The sequence below is a fragment of the Pantoea sp. CTOTU46764 genome, from assembly GCF_031974595.1.
Classification (GTDB): Bacteria; Pseudomonadota; Gammaproteobacteria; order Enterobacterales; family Enterobacteriaceae; genus Pantoea; species Pantoea trifolii.
In genome coordinates this window covers 1-16,163 of sequence record NZ_DALYOQ010000038.1, presented here as the reverse complement: position 1 = coordinate 16,163, position 16,163 = coordinate 1, and the positions used below count along the sequence as shown (strand labels likewise).

Here is a 16,163-nt window from a genome sequence, read left to right as displayed (position 1 = left end):
TGCCACAACCTCCGGCTTAGCCTTCGTTGTGCAGCTCCAGCCCTTCCACTTCAGTCTGACGCGCAATGGCTTTGGAATCGTCATTACGCAGCGACTGCAGATACTCAAGGTACTGTTGATCGACGTCTTTGGTGACGTAGATGCCGTTAAATACCGAGCACTCGAAGTTGGCGATATCCGGATTCTCTTCACGTACCGCTTCAATCAGATCGTTGAGATCCTGGAAAATCAGCGCATCGGCTTTGATCAGCTGGCAAATCTCATTAACTTCACGGCCGTGCGCAATCAGTTCGGTCGCGCTAGGCATATCGATGCCGTAGACGTTCGGGAAACGAATTTCCGGTGCCGCCGAGGCGAGATACACTTTTTTCGCGCCCGCTTCACGTGCCATCTCAATGATTTGCTCAGACGTGGTGCCGCGTACGATGGAGTCATCCACCAGCAACACGTTCTTATCACGGAACTCAGCGCGGTTGGCGTTCAGCTTACGGCGAACCGCGCTGCGACGCTGCTGCTGTCCCGGCATGATAAAGGTACGGCCAACGTAGCGGTTTTTCACGAAGCCCTGACGATACGGCTTGTCAAGGATGCGCGCGATTTCCAGCGCGATATCGGTCGAAGTTTCCGGAATCGGAATCACCACATCAATATCCAGATCTTCCCACTCGCGGGCAATTTTGTTACCCAGCTTGGTGCCCATGCGCACGCGCGCGCTGTACACCGAGATTTTGTCGAGGAAGGAGTCCGGACGGGCAAAATAGACGTACTCGAACAGGCATGGATTGGTTTTCGGGTTCTCGGCGCACTGACGCGTCGAGAGCTGGCCCTGCTCGGTGATGTACACCGCTTCGCCTGGTGCTACGTCACGAATGAACTCGAAGCCCAGCGTATCCAGCGCCACGCTTTCTGACGCCACCATGTATTCGGTGCGGCCGTCGGCGATAACGCGCTTGCCCAGCACCAGCGGACGAATACCGTTGGGATCGCGGAAGGCGACCATGCCGTGTCCGATAATCATTGAAACCACTGCGTAAGCGCCGCGCACCTGCTGATGCACCGCCGCCACCGCAGCAAAAATGTTGTCAGCTTCCAGCGGATAGTGCTGAAAACGGTCCAGCTCCTGCGCAAAGATATTCAGCAGGATTTCGGAATCTGAGGTGGTATTGACGTGACGGCGACCCGTTTCGAACAGCTGTTTACGCAGTTCATGGGCATTGGTCAGGTTGCCGTTATGCGCCAACGTGATGCCGTAAGGGGAGTTCACGTAGAAAGGCTGCGCTTCAGAGGCGCTGGAGCTGCCTGCGGTTGGGTAGCGCACATGGCCAATGCCGATGTTGCCCTGCAAACGCTGCATGTGGCGTGCTTCGAACACATCGCTGACCAGGCCGTTAGCCTTACGCAAACGGAAGCAGTTAATAGCATCGATGGTACAAATGCCGGCGGCATCCTGCCCGCGGTGCTGAAGCACCGTTAACGCGTCATAGATTGACTGGTTTACTGGCATAAAACCGGTGATACCAACAATACCGCACATATTGTCTTTTCCTCATTAGCCGCACGCCCGATGGTGTCACCGGGGTAAAAAACTCGACGTACTTTTCAGGTAATCGAAAAACCACCTGATGATGTAACTGAATTCGGGGATAAGTTGCGACTGTTGCCAGTCCGGACTTTTCGAAAAGCCGGTGAATGTATCGAGGAAGAACAGCATAGCAGACACGATCAGCACGCCACGCAACGCCCCGAAACAGACACCCAACACCCTGTCGGTTCCCGACAAGCCAGTTTTTTCAACCAGCGAGCCGATGACATAGTTGACGATGGCACCCACAATCAGGGTAGCAACGAATAACACCGCGATGGCGATGCCGTTGCGTACCAGTTCGTCGCTAAAACCGGTAAACCAGACTGCAAGGTAGGCGTAATAATGACTGGCGACAAAAAACGCGCATCCCCAGGTAACGAGAGATAAGGCTTCCCGGACAAACCCACGAATCAGGCTGACCAGAGCCGAAAAACCAACTACCGCAATAATGACGTAATCAATCCAGATCATGAACTCTTCCAGCCCAGTGCTATCGCACCCCTGCATCCAGTTCGGGGCGCATTCTAACAGAAAAAGAAAACGTTTGCGTAGGGTTTTCCGGTTCTGTTTCCGCAAAAAGGGCGATGAAAAAAACTTTCCTCGCCCTGTGTATTATCAGGGATTTAATCCCCTGATATTCAATGATTTTATCGCCGCGCTTCGCTACGAAAATTTTGTAAAGCCGCGCCTTTTACTGTTATCGGCGCGGCTTATCAGCACTTTATCTGGCGCTATAGGGTTTGACCACACCACCGAGGCCGGAGATGCTTTGCAGCTCACTCAGCGAGCCTTGCAGCTTGGCTTTGTTCGCGTCCGGACCGACGTAAATACGGGTGATTTGTCCCTGCACCGGCGTCGACGGCACGGTGAAGGCGCGATAACCGGAAAGCCGCAGCTGCGCCACAATCTCGCTTACTTTCGCCGCATTCTTCAGCGCACCGAGCTGCACCACAAACGCCTGACCAGCTGGCGCTGCAGGTTCACTCTGCTTCGGCGTTTCCACCGTTTTTGGCTGTTCAACCGGCTTCGGCTTCGGTTGCTCAACCGGTTTTGGCTTCGGCTGTTCAACCGGCTTCGGTTTCGGCTGCTCGACCGATTTTGGCTTCGGCTGTTCAACCAGTTTCGGCTGCACTTGCTGATGCACCGGCGGCGGCGTTACTACGCTTGGCTCGCTATTCTGCGTGGGCTGCTCGCTGCCGTTGGTGGCGGTCTTACCGCCGTTCTGATTTTGTGCCGCGCCCGCCCCTTCCGGCGGCTGCGCCGGTAAGGGTTGCGTCACCGGCGGCACCATTTCGCTATCCTGCTGATCGTCCGGTTTTGGCACCAGCGGAATGGCGGCGAACTCTTCTTTATAGTGCTTCTTCTTACCGTCCAGCAGGCCGGGCAATACGATGACACCAATCGCCACCAGAATGACCGTACCGACTAAGCGATTTTGGAACTTACTTGCCACTGCCGTTCTCCGCTGCCATCGATTCCATAACCTGCGCTACGGTGTGGAAAGAGCCACACACCAGAATCACATCTTCGGGACGCGCCTGCTGACGCGCCGCTTGCCAGGCTGCATCAACGTTGCTGTAAGCCACGCCGCCATCCAGATGAGCGAGAAGCTCATCGGCGGAGGCACCGCGCGGGCCGTCGAGCGGCGCGCAGTACCAGCGGTCAACCTGAGGCGCCAGCGCCGCCAACGTTCCCGCGATATCTTTGTCGTGCAGCATCCCGACCACCGCATGCACTTCACCGCTATGTGGCTCTTCTTCCAGGCGTGAAGCCAGATAATAAGCGGCATGCGGATTGTGCGCCACATCGAGGATCACGCGCGGCGCTTCGCTGACGGTCTGAAAACGCCCCGGCAGAATCGCAAGCGGCAGATGCTGACGAATAATCGCTTCGCTCACCGTTAAACCCGACGCACGCAGCGCAGTCAGCGCGGTGGCGGCATTGGCTAACGGCACCTGCGGCAGCGGTAAATCACGCAGCTCGCCATGCGCATCCTGCAACATCCAGCTGGCACCGGTTTGCAGCCACTGCCAGTCGCGATTGCGCTGCAACAATACTGCTCCCTTCTCCGCCGCAACATCCGCGATGGTGCCCGGCATATCGGCTTCACCGACGATGGCCGGTTTACCTGCACGGAACACACCGGCTTTTTCCCGGCCGATACTTTCACGGTCCGGACCGAGCCAATCGGTGTGATCCAGCGCGATGCTGGTGATCACTGCCACATCGGCATCGACAATATTGGTGGCATCAAGACGTCCGCCCAGGCCGACTTCAAGGATCACGACGTCGAGATTCGCCGCGCGGAACAGATTTAAGGCCGACAAGGTGCCGAACTCAAAGTAGGTCAGTGAAATGTCACCGCGCCCGGCTTCAATCGCGGCAAAACTGGCGCTGTGCTGCACTTCATCCAGTTCAACGCCCTGCACGCGTACACGTTCGGTGTAACGCACCAGATGGGGCGAGCTGTAAACGCCCACGCGATAGCCCGCGGCCATCAACAGCGTTTCCAGTGTGCGACAGGTGGTGCCTTTGCCGTTAGTACCGGCGACGGTGAAGACAAAAGGAGCGGGTTTGAGCAGGTCGAGGCGTGCGGCGACGCGTTGAATACGATCCAGACCCAGTTCAATGGCCTGCGAGTGCAGATGCTCAAGATAATGAAGCCACGTGGCCAAAGGCGACGTGGCTTGAGGAAGAGAATTATCCATGTGTCCCGTTTACTGATTTACGGTGCATTGATAAAAAGGCGCATTGCTGCGCCTTTCCGTTGCCTGTCAGGCTTCGTTGCTCTCCGGCTCAGCCACATTTGGCTGATCACCATCCAGCTGCGGCGCTGGCAGATTCATCATTTTCGCCAGCAGGCTTGCCAGCTTAAAGCGCATTTCCGGACGACGGATGATCATGTCGATCGCTCCTTTCTCGATCAGGAATTCACTGCGCTGGAAGCCCGGCGGCAGTTTTTCACGCACGGTCTGCTCGATAACGCGTGGACCGGCAAAGCCGATCAGCGCTTTCGGTTCCGCCACGTTGAGATCGCCCAGCATCGCGAAGCTGGCTGAAACGCCGCCCATGGTTGGGTCAGTCAGCACGGAGATGTACGGCAAGCCGCGCTCCTGCATTTTCGCCAGTGCCGCACTGGTTTTCGCCATCTGCATCAGCGACTGCAGCGCTTCCTGCATACGTGCACCGCCTGACGCGGAGAAGCAGATCAGTGGGCAGTTGTCTTCCAACGCCTGCTCAACGCCACGCACAAAGCGCGCGCCAACCACTGAACCCATTGAGCCGCCCATAAAGGAGAACTCAAAGGCCACAGCAACAATTGGCATGCCGTGCAGCGTGCCTTTCATCGCCACCAGCGCATCTTTCTCACCGGTGTCTTTCTGTGCGGCGACCAAACGGTCTTTATACTTCTTCGAGTCGCGGAACTTCAGCAGATCCTTCGGTTCCAGCTCGCTGCCCAGCTCAACCAGCGAACCTTCATCCAGCATGCTATGCAGACGCTCACGGGCGTGCATGCGCATGTGATGGTCGCACTTCGGGCAGACCTCGAGGTTACGCTCCAGCTCGGCGCGGTACAGCACCTGCCCACAACTATCGCACTTGGTCCACACCCCTTCCGGGATGCTGGCTTTGCGCGTTGGCGTGGCAGTGCTTTTATTCAGTATGCGTTCAATCCAGCTCATTGATGACCTTTCTATTTAATGCTGACCTGGTCCAGTCTTCTCATTGCTGCTGAAATCACCTTCAGCAGGCCGTAAATGTCGCTCATTAAACCACAACCCGTTCACGCTGTGGATAAAAATCTGGTAACGAGCTTACTGCGACTTCTGCTGGCGGCGATGACGCCACACTTCAATTACGCCTGGCAGTATGGAAACCACGATGATGCCAACGATCAGCAGCTTCAGGTTCTCCTGCACAATCGGCAGGTCGCCAAACAGGTAACCGGCGTAAGAGAACAGCAGCACCCACAGCAGTGCGCCCGTAACATTGTAGAGCGCGAAGTGGCGATAAGACATGTGTCCCATCCCTGCCACAAAGGGGGCAAAGGTTCGCACGATTGGTACAAAGCGCGCAAGTATAATGGTTTTGCCACCGTGGCGATCGTAGAACGCGTGGGTTTTATCCAGGTAACTGCGCCGGAAAATTTTCGAATTCGGGTTACTGAACAGCTTCTCACCGAACAGACGACCAATGGTGTAGTTCACCGCATCACCGAGGATGGCGGCGATCACCAACAGCGTCACCATCAGATGCACGTTGAGATCGTTACCCGGCAGCGCCGCCAGCGCACCGGCAACAAACAGCAGGGAATCGCCTGGCAGGAATGGCGTGACCACCAAACCGGTTTCACAGAACAGAATCAGGAACAGAATGGCGTAAATCCAGATGCCGTACTGCGCCACCAGTTCGGCCAAATGCACATCAATATGCAGAATAAAATCGACTAAAAAGTGGATGAAATCCATATAACCACAACTCCCCTAACATCCAACAATTAACGGTTAATCCGCGAGGAACAACGGTCCCAACGCAGGCTGAGGTAATGCAAAGTGGGATGGATAATCCACCGCCACCAGATAAAGCCCCTCGGCTTTGGCGGTCGCCGCCGCCAGCTTACGATCTTTGGCCGCCAGCAGCGTCGCCATCCACTCTTCCGGCTGATTACCGGTGCCGATTTCCATCAGGCTGCCAACAATGTTACGCACCATGTGATGCACAAAAGCATTGGCTTTGATATCCACCACCACATACGGTCCATGACGCGTGACATTGAGATGCATCACGTTGCGCCACGGCGTGCGTGACTGACACTGCACCGCGCGGAACGAGGTGAAGTCATTCTCGCCAATCAGCGCCTGCCCGGCGCGCTGCATCTTCTCCGCATCCAGCGGATGGTAATAATGGGTAATACCATTGCCCAGAATCGCCGGGCGCAGCCGATGGTTGTAAATCACGTAACGATAGCGGCGTGCCGTCGCGCTAAAACGCGCATGGAACTCCTCAGGCACCGCTTTCACCCAGCGCACCGCGATGTCATCGGGCAGATTAGCGTTAACACCTAACGTCCAGGCTGCGTCAGCACGCGGCGAAGTGGTTTCGAAATGCACCACTTGTCCGGTGCCGTGCACGCCAGCATCGGTACGGCCCGCGCAGAACACTACTACCGGATGATCGGCCACTTTCGACAGCGCCTTTTCCAGCTTTTCCTGCACGCTGCGCACTTCATTTTGCCGCTGCCAGCCGTAATAACGGCTGCCATCGTATTCAATACCCAACGCCAGCTTAAGCGTCTTACCTTCAGGCAACATTAATAGAAATACTCCTGCACCAGTTTCTCAGCCGTTTTCACCGCCATCAGTGCACCGCCGAAACGGATGTTGTCTGCCACCGACCAGAACTGCAGCAGCTCTGGGATGCCGTAATCATTGCGTACGCAGCCAATGCTTAGCACGTCGCTGCCAGATGCATCGCCCACCTGCGTTGGGTAATCGCTCTCTTCGCTCAGGTTGATATCTCCGGAGCGGCCCAGTTCATCGCGCGCTTCTTCAGCGGAAAGCGGGCGCAGATTCTCCACGTGCACGATCTGCGCATTGCCGTAGAACACCGGTGCCTGGACACTGCTTACTGCAATTGGCAAACCTTCGTCCTGCAGCACTTTACGCACCTGCTCAACCACGCGACGCTCACTCTCCACGCTGCCATTGCTGTCAGCCAGCAGCGGCAGAATGTTGAACGCCAGCTGGCGGCCAAAGTAATGCTGCTCCGCAGGTACGCCGTTCAGCAAACGCGCACTTTCACCGGCCAAACCATCAACCGCCGCTTTACCGTGACTGGAAGCCGCAATCAGGTTGGTGACCTGCAAACGGCTCAGACCGGCGAGATCCACCAGCGGTTTGATTGCACACAGCAGCTGGCTCACCAGGCTGTCGGCAACGGTAATGATGTTGCGATTGCGGTAATCCGCCAGCACTTGTGGATTCACATCTGGCACCACCAGCGGCACGTCCGGTTCGAGCGCGAACAAGTCGCTGCTATCGATGACCAGACACCCCTGGCTAGCGGCTTCTTCGGCATAGCGCGCCGAGGCTTCACGACCCGCAGTGAAGAACGCCAGCTGCACCTGCGTCCAGTCAAATTCGGCCGCGTCCTGAACCAGCACGGTACGTCCCTCAAAACGTTTGTTCTCACCGGCACCGTTTTCACTCGCCAGCAGATACAACTCACCAACCGGGAACTGGCGTTCAGCCAGCAGTTCCAGTACAGCGTTCCCTACTGCGCCTGTTGCGCCCAAAAGCGCGATATTCCAGCCGTCAGACATGTTGGTTACTCCAGAGATTGACACAAAAACAGAAGGCGGTGAAAACACCGCCCGAGATTTAGGAATTATCCCCCGCAATATTGCAGGTGATTGAAATTTCTTTACAAACTGGCGCGGAAGCCAAGTTGATTGAGCATCAACGCCGTCTCCGCATCATCGCAATGCACCTGCAGCGATGACCATTCACGACGCTCTTCATATTGCTTGCGCAGGCGATCAAACTCGCCTGGCTTTGCCGCCACTTTACGCAGTGGCGCATCGTCGCGGCGCACATCATACACCAGATGCACCAAGCGTTTTAGCGTTGGCTGATCGAGCTTGCCGCGCAGGGTGACAGAACCAAATTCCGGTGCGGGCAGCAGGCTTTCCAGCGCCACCTGCTGCGGCTGGCCGATAAAGTCGCACCAGGCTTCAAACACTTGCGTGGTGCCGCGCGCTTTACCTTCCAGCGTGTAGCCGGCGATATGCGCGGTGGCGATATCGACTTTATCCAGCAGATCGAGCGACAGATCCGGCTCCGGCTCCCACACATCCAGCACCACGCTGAGATCGTGGCGCATCTTCAGCACTTCCAGCAGCGCTGCGTTATCCACCACCGGACCGCGGCAGGCGTTGATCAGAATGGTGTTGGGTTTAAGCGCCATCAGCAGCGCCGCATCGGCCAGATGCCAGCTTTTATACGGGCCATCTTTAAACAGCGGCGTGTGGAAGGTTAGGATGTCGGCCTGCGCCACCAGATCTTCCAGCGAATGGAAGGTTTCCCGATCGCCACGATCGGCGCGCGGCGGATCGCACAGCAGCGTTTTCACGCCCCAGGCTTGCAGACGCTTCTGCAGGCGGCCGCCGACATTACCCACGCCAACTATGCCTACCGTACGATCGCGCAATTCAAAACCATCGCGCTCCGCCAGCAGCAGCAGCGACGAGAACACATACTCCACCACCGCAATGGCGTTACAGCCAGGCGCCGCAGAGAAGCTGATGCCGGCCGCCGCCAGCGATTCATCATCAATATGATCGGTGCCCGCCGTCGCGGTGCCGACAAACTTCACCGGCGTACCGGCCAGCAGCGCCGCATTCACTTTGGTGACGGAACGCACCATCAGGCCATCGGCATCTTGCAACTCGGCTTCCGGCAACGGACGTCCCGGTACCGCCACAACATCGCCAGTGCGGCTGAACAGTTCACGGGCATAAGGCATATTTTCATCGACGAGAATTTTCACTGCGGCGGTCCTGTCTGCAAAAATTTAAGGCGCGTATTTTGCCATAAAGCCGGGGATTAACCTAACCGGCTGCGATAGCGGTCCGGCGTGGTACCGGCCTGCTGCTGGAACATCACAATCAGCGCCGAGGCCGAGCTGTAACCCAACTCATGCGCGATGCCCTGCACGCTGCAGCCCTGCTCCAGCAGCGCGATAGCACGCAGAAAGCGTAAACGTTGTCGCCACTCGCTGAACGACATATTCAACTGCTGCTGACAGCGTCGCGCTAGCGTACGCTCGGTGGTGAACACGCGCTTCGCCCATTGTGCCAGCGTGGTGTTATCGCCGGGATGCGCTTCGAGCGCGCGCAGAATCGGCGCGAGGAATTTGTCATCCGACATCGGCAAATAGCTGTTGTGCATCGGCGCCAGACGCAGGCGATCAATCAACACTTCACACATGCGCCAGTCGGCTTGCGTTTGCGGCTGCTCCAGTTCACGGCGGGCAAAATCATTCATGATGGCGTGCCCAATGGCATCGACATGCAATAAGCAGGCTTTATCCGGCAGGCCCGCGCAGAGATCGGCGGCGAGATTAAAAGTGCGAAAACGCGCCTCGTTGTGGTTGTAGCTGCTGTGACGATGGCGGGCCGGGATCCAGATCGGAATATCGGCGGGCGTCAGCAGACGTTCGCCCTCGACTTCCATCTCCAGTACGTGGCTGGTGACAAAAATCACCTGACCCCAATCATGCGCATGCGTGAGGTACTCGGTTTTGGCGTTGACCTCGTCGTAACGCATAAAGAAGCGCAGCAAGGGCGCATCAATCGGCGGCTGGTATTCGACTTGTAGATTCATTCTGTCCGGTCACTAACGAATATTGTCCGATTTTAACTATCTACTTTAAACCGGTCAAACGTAAACTATTCGCGATTATCTGAGGAGCTGTATCATGAATTTACTGTTTCCGCTGATCGCGGTGCTGATTTGGTCGATCAACACTATCGTCAGCAAACTCTCGGCGGGAAGTATCGATCCTGCGGCGATCTCCTTCTATCGCTGGCTACTGGCGTTGGTGGTGTTAGCACCGTTTTGCCTGCCGGGCGTGTGGCGCCATCGTCATACCATTAAAGCCAACGGCTGGCGATTGCTGATCCTCGGCCTGCTCGGCATGGTGCTGTATCAAAGCCTCGCCTATTACGCAGCGCATAGCGTTTCTGCGGTGATGATGGGGATTCTCGGCGCGACCATTCCGCTATTGACCATTTTGCTCAGCCTGGTGGTGCTGCGCCTTGCGCCGACGCGCGGCATTTTGATTGGCGGCTTGCTGTCTTTCGCCGGTTTGGTGTGGCTGGTGAGCGAAGGCAATCCGGCGCAGTTGCTGAATCAACGGCTCGGCAATGGTGAATTGATGATGCTGGCAGCATCGACCTCGTACGCCTTGTACGGCGTGCTGACCAAGCGCTGGGCGATTCCGCTGCCGACCTGGCAAAGCCTGTATGTGCAGATTTTCTTTGGCGTGCTGCTGTTGCTGCCTGGCTTCCTGCGCGCGCCGGATGTCACGCTCAACATGCACAATCTGCCGTTGGTGCTGTATGCCGGACTGTTTGCGTCGATCATCGCACCGTTCCTGTGGATCCTTGGCGTGCAACGTCTGGGTGCCAGCACCACCAGCATTTTTATGAATTTCGTCCCGGCGTTTACGGCCATTATTGCCGTGATGTTCCTGCATGAGCAGCTGCACGCCTATCACTGGATTGGCGGTGGCATGACGTTAGTCGGCGTTATTCTGGCACAACGTCTGAAAACCCCGCTGCGTAAGCCACGTAGCGCGACCCTTGCCGATCCCGCCGCCTGATTTTATTATCCGGAAAGGCCGCAGCCCCCGTGGATTTCCTGGGGGCTTTTGCTATCATGTGGCCTCTTTTTTCCGGCGCACCCGGATCTGACCCGTTTTCAAGGATTCCGCCATGCAACCTCTCAGCGGTCCCGGTGTGCCCGCGGGCGATCGTTCCCCTTTATCTCAGGCCACTGGCCCGACGCGTCCTGGCGGTCCAGCCGGTGAGCAGCCGCTTTCTCCTGCCCAGCGCACCACGCTGGAACGTCTGATTGTGCGCATCATGTCTTTGAGTACGCTGAAAGCGCCGGAACTCTGGGCTGGCGTGCGGCACGAAGTAGGGGTGAAGAGTGAAGCGGAGCTGCAATCGCGCCACTTCCCGGCGGCGGAACAGCATCTCAATGGGCGCTTAACCCAGGTGCAAAACAGCCTCGCTACGCGCCAGCTGCTGCAACAGCTGCTGGAGAAATTGCCGCAGGGCAATAATCGCCAGGCGGTGAGCGAATTTATTCGTCAGCAGTTTAATCAAACGGTGTTGAGCGCGTTGTCGCAGGATCAGCTGCGTCAGGTGCTGACCATGTTGCAAAACGGCCAGATGGCGATCCCGCAGCCGCAGCAAACGCGCGTGTCCGATCGCAGCTTGCTGCCAGCAGAGCAGCAATCGCTGAATCAGCAGGTTACGCGTCTTGCGGCAAAAACCGGTGAATCGCCGGTGAAACTGCTGGCCGATACGCTGAAACTGGTGCAGCTGAAAAGTGGCGATCCGATTCCATCACGCCACTTCCCACTGCTGACGCAATATTTGCAGGTGCGTCAGACGCTGGCTCAGCACAGTGCGCCGACTTTGCAGATGCTGGAAACCTCGCTGCGCCAGCCGTTAACCCACGATGAGCAGCGACTGCTGGAAGATTACAGCCAGCAACGTTTCCAGGCGCTGCCGACCACCGTGCTGACGCCAGCGCAAACGCAGGATCTGCTGAATCTGCTGTTTAGCCGCCGCGCCGAGAAACTGCATGAGCAGCCGCTGGCCGATAGCCAAATTCGTCCGCAGCCAATCTGGTCGCCGTTTATTCAGATGCTGCCGCAGCCGCTGGCCCAGCGTCCGGCACTCACGCTGATTGCCGGTATCCTCCTGTTTATCTTCCTGCTGTGGCTGTTTATCTAGCAGCCGCAGTTGGCAGCGGACGTGGCGTGCGGCCATTCACCCGCTGCCGCGCCCCACGCCATTGGATGGCCATCGCGCTTCCAGAAATCCAGCCCGCCAATCAACTCCTTGACCTGAAAACCCAACGACGCCAGCTTGAGCGCAGCTTTGGTTGAACCGTTACAACCGATGCCGTCGCAATAGGTGATGTAAACTTTGCGGCGATCGAGATGCGCAGTGGATTCCGCATTCATGGTGCGATGCGGAAAAGAGAGAGCTCCGCAAATATGGCCGGCCTGATACGCCTCGTCAGAACGCGCATCAATCACCACAATTGCCGTGATGCCCTGCGCCAGATCCTCCGCTAAATCCCACGCATCGGTGTAGTACGCCAGTTTATGTTGCAGATACGTCACGCTCTCACTGGCGCTGGCTGGGGAAAATTTCAAAACGGCTGACATCGCATTCTCCTGCTGTGATTTCCAGCCAGTTTACGGCAAAGTGGTCTGCATATTGATACCACTTTCAGCATAGTGATAAGACCATTGTGACCACTTCATTTCTCGCGCTGTTTAGCCATCAAACCCAAGGCGGTTTACGTGAGCGACTGTGCAATACCTTGCGTCAGGCCATCGCCAACGGGCATCTGCGCCATGAGCAGAAGTTGCCGTCCAGCCGCCAGTTAGCCAGCGATTTATCGCTGTCGCGCGTCACGGTGGAGGCGGCTTACGCACAGTTAGAGAGCGAAGGTTATCTGCAGCGTCACGCTGGGCGCGGGACATTTGTGTCGATTCGCATGGCGTCGCCCACGCAGAAAACCGGTATCGAGCGCTCGCCACACTTTTCCCGGCGCGGCCAGCAGGTTTTGGCAACCGGCGGCTGTCAGGATCCGCCCTTTCCTCACGCCTTTGCCGCCGGTTCGCCCGAGTTACGCGCTTTCCCGCACGCGCAGTGGCGTCGTATCAGCAATCAGGTTCAGCGCTCGCTGGGCAGCAAAGTGATGGGTTACGGCGATCCGCTTGGATTGCCGTCGCTGCGGCAAGCGGTGGCAGATTATCTGGCGCTGTCCCGTGGCGTGCGCTGCACGGCGGAGCAAGTGGTGATCCTCACCAGCTCTCAGCAGGCGCTGCAGTTGCTGGCGCTGATGTTCCTCGATGCGGGTGACGAAGTGTGGCTGGAAGAGCCAGGTTATCCCGGCGCGCGCAATGCGTTTCTTGCCGCCGGGGCGCGCTGTCGCGCCATGCCGCTGGATGCTGAAGGTGCAGTGCCGCTGAGCGGCAGCGCGAAACTGGTCTATCTGACACCGGCGCATCATTATCCCACCGGCACAGCCATGAGCCTGGCGCGGCGCTTGCAGTGGCTGGCGTGGGCGCAACAGCAGGATAGCTGGCTGATCGAGGACGATTACGACAGCGAATTTCACTACGAGGATCGCCCCGCTCCGGCGCTGCAAGGATTAACCGCAGATGGCCGGGTGATTTGCCTGGGTACCTTTTCCAAAACGCTGTTCCCGTCGTTGCGGCTGGCGTGGATAGTGGTGCCGCCACAACTGGTGGAGCCGTTGGGCCGCGCGCGCAGCGTGATGGATGGTCACAGCGCGTTGCTGCCGCAGGCGATATGCGCGGAGTTTCTGCAGCAAGGCCATTTCGCCAGCCATTTGCGCCTGATGCGCCAGCTTTATCGCAGCCGACGTGACTGCTTGCTGGCGCAAATTGAAACGCGCCTGCAACTGTGGCTCAAACCGCTGCCAGCGGCGGGCGGCTTACAGTTGACGGTACAGCTGTTGCAAGGAGATGAAGCGCGACTCACGCAACAAGCCAGCGAAGTCGGATTGCTGCTGCCGCGCCTGTCGCCGCTTTATGCCGGTGAAGTGCAGCAAGCGGGCTGGCTGCTGGGCTTTGCCGCGCTGACGCCCGGTGAGATTGTCAGCGCCTGCGATAAGCTGGTTACGCTGTTGTCGCACTCCGTGCAAACGTCCAGGTGACCAGAATACCCAGCGCCGCACAGCAGGCACCCGCGACATAGACCGATCCGTAACCCAGCGCCGTCGCCAGCAAGCCGGTCAACGGGCCGCTGGCACCGTAGGCGATATCCTGAAATGCCGAGAAACCGCCAAGCGCGGTGCCGCGAATCTGTGGCGATACGCGCTTAATCACTTCAACGCCCAGCGCCGGGAAGATCAGCGAGCAGCCACAGCCGGTCAGAGCCGCGCCAATCAGCGCCATCCAGCCGGAACTGGCGAACGCCAGCAGCAGCAAGCCGGCAGTTTCCACCAGCAAAGAGACCATCGCCACTTTTACGCCACCGTGACGATCCGGCAAGCCGCCAAAGAACACGCGCACCAGCACAAACGCACAGCCAAAAGCGGTCAGCGCGAAACCGGCATTGCCCCAATTTTCCGCAGCAAAATAGAGTGACGTAAAGGTACCGATTACCGCAAAGCCGGTGCCCTGCAGCGCCAGCGCCAATCCCGGCTGAAAGATAATTTTCACTACGCTGAACAGCGATGGCCGATCGCCACCGGCGACCGGCACTTTACCAATCCAACTGTTGATCCCCAGCGCCAACAACGGCAGAACCAGCGCGACAGCGCCTAACGCAGCAAAACCGCCGTGCTGATTGATCAGCAAGCCGAGCGGTGCACCAGCCGCCAGCGATCCGTAAATCGCCATGCCGTTCCACGACATTACTAATCCGGAACGTTTGCTGCCCACCAATCCCATGCCCCAGGTCAGATTGCCGGTCAGCAGCAGGCTTTCGCCGAATCCTAACAGCAAGCGCCCCACCGCCAGCAAACCAAACTTCGTCCATGGAGAAACCGGTAACAACGCCGCCGCCAGATACGCCACGCCCACCAGCGCGATGGCCAGCATGCCGTGCTGGGTGGTGAGTTTTGCACCGTGCTGATCGGCACGACGTCCGGCAAAGCTGCGCGTTAACAGCGTGGCAAAGAACTGAATCCCCACTGCCACGCCAACCATCAGGTTACTCATGCCAAGTTCATGATGGACATACAGCGGGATCACCGGCAGCGCGAGGCCAGCGGTCAGATAAGTGAGGAACACCGCAAATGAGGTGCAGGCCAGCGGCATAACGGATTGCGTCTGCGCGTCAGCAGTCGTGGTCATGAAGGGTCGAACTCCTTGTACTAACCAGACACGCGCTTGCTGCCAAAACAGAAACGGCATATTTGGTTCACGTTAGTGTGAAGTGATAATTTTGTTTCGGATGGAGTGAGAGTGTAGGTAAGCAGAAGGTGGATTGTCAAAACAACAAAGGCCGGATAATCGGCCCTTGTGATAGTGCTTGCATAATTTGGTCGCCATAAATGGCGACCCTACGGGATTATGCTGGCAACTTACGCATTGTTAAGGTGGCGTTGGTGCCGCCGAAACCGAAGCTGTTCGACATCACGGTGGTCAGCGCTTTTTCAGTTGGCTTGGTCACGATGTTCAGACCTTTACCCGCTTCATCCAGCTCTTCCACGTTGATGCTTGGCGCGATGAAACCGTGCTCCAGCATCAGCAAGGTGTAGATCGCTTCCTGCACGCCCGCCGCACCCAGTGAGTGACCGGTCATGGCTTTAGTAGCAGACAGTGATGGGCAGTTATCGCCGAACACTTCACGAATCGCACCCAGCTCTTTTACATCACCAACCGGCGTAGAAGTGCCGTGGGTGTTGAGGTAATCGATTGGGGTATCGAGACCTTGCATCGCCATCTTCATGCAGCGCACTGCGCCTTCGCCTGAAGGAGCCACCATATCTGCGCCATCTGAGGTTGCGCCGTAGCCAACGATCTCAGCGTAGATGTGTGCACCACGTGCCAGAGCGTGTTCCAGCTCTTCAACCACCACCATACCGCCGCCGCCAGCAATGACGAAACCGTCACGGTTGGCATCGTAAGTACGTGAAGCTTTTTCTGGGGTTTCGTTGTATTTGGTCGACAGTGCGCCCATCGCATCGAACTCACAGGCCATTTCCCAGCTCAGCTCTTCGCCGCCGCCAGCAAACACGATGTCCTGTTTGCCCAGCTGAATCTGCTCAACCGCGTTATCGATGCAGTGTGCAGA

Annotated in this window: 16 protein-coding genes; 3 read left to right on the top strand and 13 right to left on the bottom strand. The window is 57.5% G+C overall.

Translation table 11 applies throughout. The features are described 5' to 3' along the window. Positions 1-16: 16 nt before the first annotated feature. From purF to RTM06_RS13685, 10 genes are all read right to left on the bottom strand, one after another. A complete protein-coding gene (purF, locus tag RTM06_RS13730) occupies positions 17-1,534 on the bottom strand; it encodes an amidophosphoribosyltransferase (RefSeq protein WP_101763639.1) in 1,518 nt (505 codons plus the stop codon). 36 nt (positions 1,535-1,570) lie between these two features. Further along, positions 1,571-2,056 (bottom strand): colicin V production protein, encoded by a 486-nt coding sequence (gene cvpA / locus RTM06_RS13725; RefSeq protein ID WP_008105200.1) that lies wholly within the window; start codon positions 2,054-2,056, stop codon positions 1,571-1,573. Between the two features lie 250 nt (positions 2,057-2,306). Further along, positions 2,307-3,038: a cell division protein DedD gene (gene dedD, locus RTM06_RS13720; RefSeq protein ID WP_312182835.1), complete on the bottom strand. Its 732-nt coding sequence runs from the start codon at positions 3,036-3,038 to the stop codon at positions 2,307-2,309. Beyond that, the gene (gene folC, locus RTM06_RS13715) at positions 3,028-4,293 is read right to left on the bottom strand and encodes a bifunctional tetrahydrofolate synthase/dihydrofolate synthase (RefSeq protein WP_312182833.1); all 1,266 of its coding nucleotides are present in this window, start codon (positions 4,291-4,293) and stop codon (positions 3,028-3,030) included. Before folC ends, dedD begins: the two co-directional genes overlap by 11 nt. A gap of 66 nt (positions 4,294-4,359) precedes the next feature. Continuing rightward, positions 4,360-5,268 (bottom strand): acetyl-CoA carboxylase, carboxyltransferase subunit beta, encoded by a 909-nt coding sequence (accD, locus tag RTM06_RS13710; RefSeq protein ID WP_008105205.1) that lies wholly within the window; start codon positions 5,266-5,268, stop codon positions 4,360-4,362. Positions 5,269-5,400: 132 nt separating this feature from the next. Beyond that, entirely contained in the window at positions 5,401-6,054 is a 654-nt protein-coding gene (locus RTM06_RS13705; protein ID WP_061717855.1) for a DedA family protein, read from the bottom strand. Positions 6,055-6,090: 36 nt separating this feature from the next. Then, a complete protein-coding gene (truA, locus tag RTM06_RS13700; protein ID WP_091003723.1) occupies positions 6,091-6,897 on the bottom strand; it encodes a tRNA pseudouridine(38-40) synthase TruA in 807 nt (268 codons plus the stop codon). Beyond that, on the bottom strand, positions 6,897-7,907 hold the full coding sequence (locus RTM06_RS13695) for an aspartate-semialdehyde dehydrogenase (protein ID WP_256696984.1): 1,011 nt from the start codon (positions 7,905-7,907) through the stop codon (positions 6,897-6,899). Before RTM06_RS13695 ends, truA begins: the two co-directional genes overlap by 1 nt. Positions 7,908-8,008: 101 nt before the next feature. Next, positions 8,009-9,133, bottom strand: coding sequence for a 4-phosphoerythronate dehydrogenase PdxB (gene pdxB, locus RTM06_RS13690; RefSeq protein WP_312182828.1), 1,125 nt, complete (start codon positions 9,131-9,133; stop codon positions 8,009-8,011). A gap of 56 nt (positions 9,134-9,189) precedes the next feature. Next, on the bottom strand, positions 9,190-9,969 hold the full coding sequence (locus RTM06_RS13685; RefSeq protein WP_312182826.1) for a helix-turn-helix transcriptional regulator: 780 nt from the start codon (positions 9,967-9,969) through the stop codon (positions 9,190-9,192). Positions 9,970-10,063: 94 nt separating this feature from the next. Here RTM06_RS13685 and RTM06_RS13680 point away from each other — a divergent pair, with 94 nt between their 5' ends. Together RTM06_RS13680 and flk are read left to right on the top strand one after the other, a co-directional pair. After that, complete coding sequence (locus RTM06_RS13680) at positions 10,064-10,969, top strand: DMT family transporter (protein WP_256696987.1); 906 nt, start codon at positions 10,064-10,066, stop codon at positions 10,967-10,969. Between the two features lie 112 nt (positions 10,970-11,081). Continuing rightward, complete coding sequence (gene flk, locus RTM06_RS13675) at positions 11,082-12,113, top strand: flagella biosynthesis regulator Flk (RefSeq protein WP_265300432.1); 1,032 nt, start codon at positions 11,082-11,084, stop codon at positions 12,111-12,113. Here the strand turns inward: flk and RTM06_RS13670 are convergent. Beyond that, a complete protein-coding gene (locus tag RTM06_RS13670; protein ID WP_312182823.1) occupies positions 12,110-12,553 on the bottom strand; it encodes a rhodanese-like domain-containing protein in 444 nt (147 codons plus the stop codon). The genes flk and RTM06_RS13670 overlap by 4 nt on opposite strands. An 86-nt stretch (positions 12,554-12,639) precedes the next feature. On the opposite strand from RTM06_RS13670, the gene RTM06_RS13665 reads away from it, so the two are divergent. After that, positions 12,640-14,076, top strand: coding sequence for a PLP-dependent aminotransferase family protein (locus RTM06_RS13665; protein ID WP_312182821.1), 1,437 nt, complete (start codon positions 12,640-12,642; stop codon positions 14,074-14,076). Here RTM06_RS13665 and RTM06_RS13660 read toward each other — a convergent pair. Together RTM06_RS13660 and RTM06_RS13655 are read right to left on the bottom strand one after the other, a co-directional pair. Next, a complete protein-coding gene (locus RTM06_RS13660) occupies positions 14,039-15,220 on the bottom strand; it encodes an MFS transporter (protein WP_312182819.1) in 1,182 nt (393 codons plus the stop codon). The genes RTM06_RS13665 and RTM06_RS13660 overlap by 38 nt on opposite strands. Positions 15,221-15,437: 217 nt before the next feature. Then, positions 15,438-16,163: beta-ketoacyl synthase N-terminal-like domain-containing protein (locus tag RTM06_RS13655; protein WP_312182817.1), on the bottom strand; the 726-nt coding region annotated here is incomplete at its 5' end.

Coding starts and splice junctions, on each gene's coding strand:
- purF (WP_101763639.1), bottom strand. CDS start 1,534: ATGTGCGGTATTGTTGGTATCACCGGTTTTATGCCAGTAAACCAGTCA.
- cvpA (WP_008105200.1), bottom strand. CDS start 2,056: ATGATCTGGATTGATTACGTCATTATTGCGGTAGTTGGTTTTTCGGCT.
- folC (WP_312182833.1), bottom strand. CDS start 4,293: ATGGATAATTCTCTTCCTCAAGCCACGTCGCCTTTGGCCACGTGGCTT.
- accD (WP_008105205.1), bottom strand. CDS start 5,268: ATGAGCTGGATTGAACGCATACTGAATAAAAGCACTGCCACGCCAACG.
- RTM06_RS13705 (WP_061717855.1), bottom strand. CDS start 6,054: ATGGATTTCATCCACTTTTTAGTCGATTTTATTCTGCATATTGATGTG.
- truA (WP_091003723.1), bottom strand. CDS start 6,897: ATGTTGCCTGAAGGTAAGACGCTTAAGCTGGCGTTGGGTATTGAATAC.
- RTM06_RS13695 (WP_256696984.1), bottom strand. CDS start 7,907: ATGTCTGACGGCTGGAATATCGCGCTTTTGGGCGCAACAGGCGCAGTA.
- RTM06_RS13685 (WP_312182826.1), bottom strand. CDS start 9,969: ATGAATCTACAAGTCGAATACCAGCCGCCGATTGATGCGCCCTTGCTG.
- RTM06_RS13680 (WP_256696987.1), top strand. CDS start 10,064: ATGAATTTACTGTTTCCGCTGATCGCGGTGCTGATTTGGTCGATCAAC.
- flk (WP_265300432.1), top strand. CDS start 11,082: ATGCAACCTCTCAGCGGTCCCGGTGTGCCCGCGGGCGATCGTTCCCCT.
- RTM06_RS13670 (WP_312182823.1), bottom strand. CDS start 12,553: ATGTCAGCCGTTTTGAAATTTTCCCCAGCCAGCGCCAGTGAGAGCGTG.
- RTM06_RS13660 (WP_312182819.1), bottom strand. CDS start 15,220: ATGACCACGACTGCTGACGCGCAGACGCAATCCGTTATGCCGCTGGCC.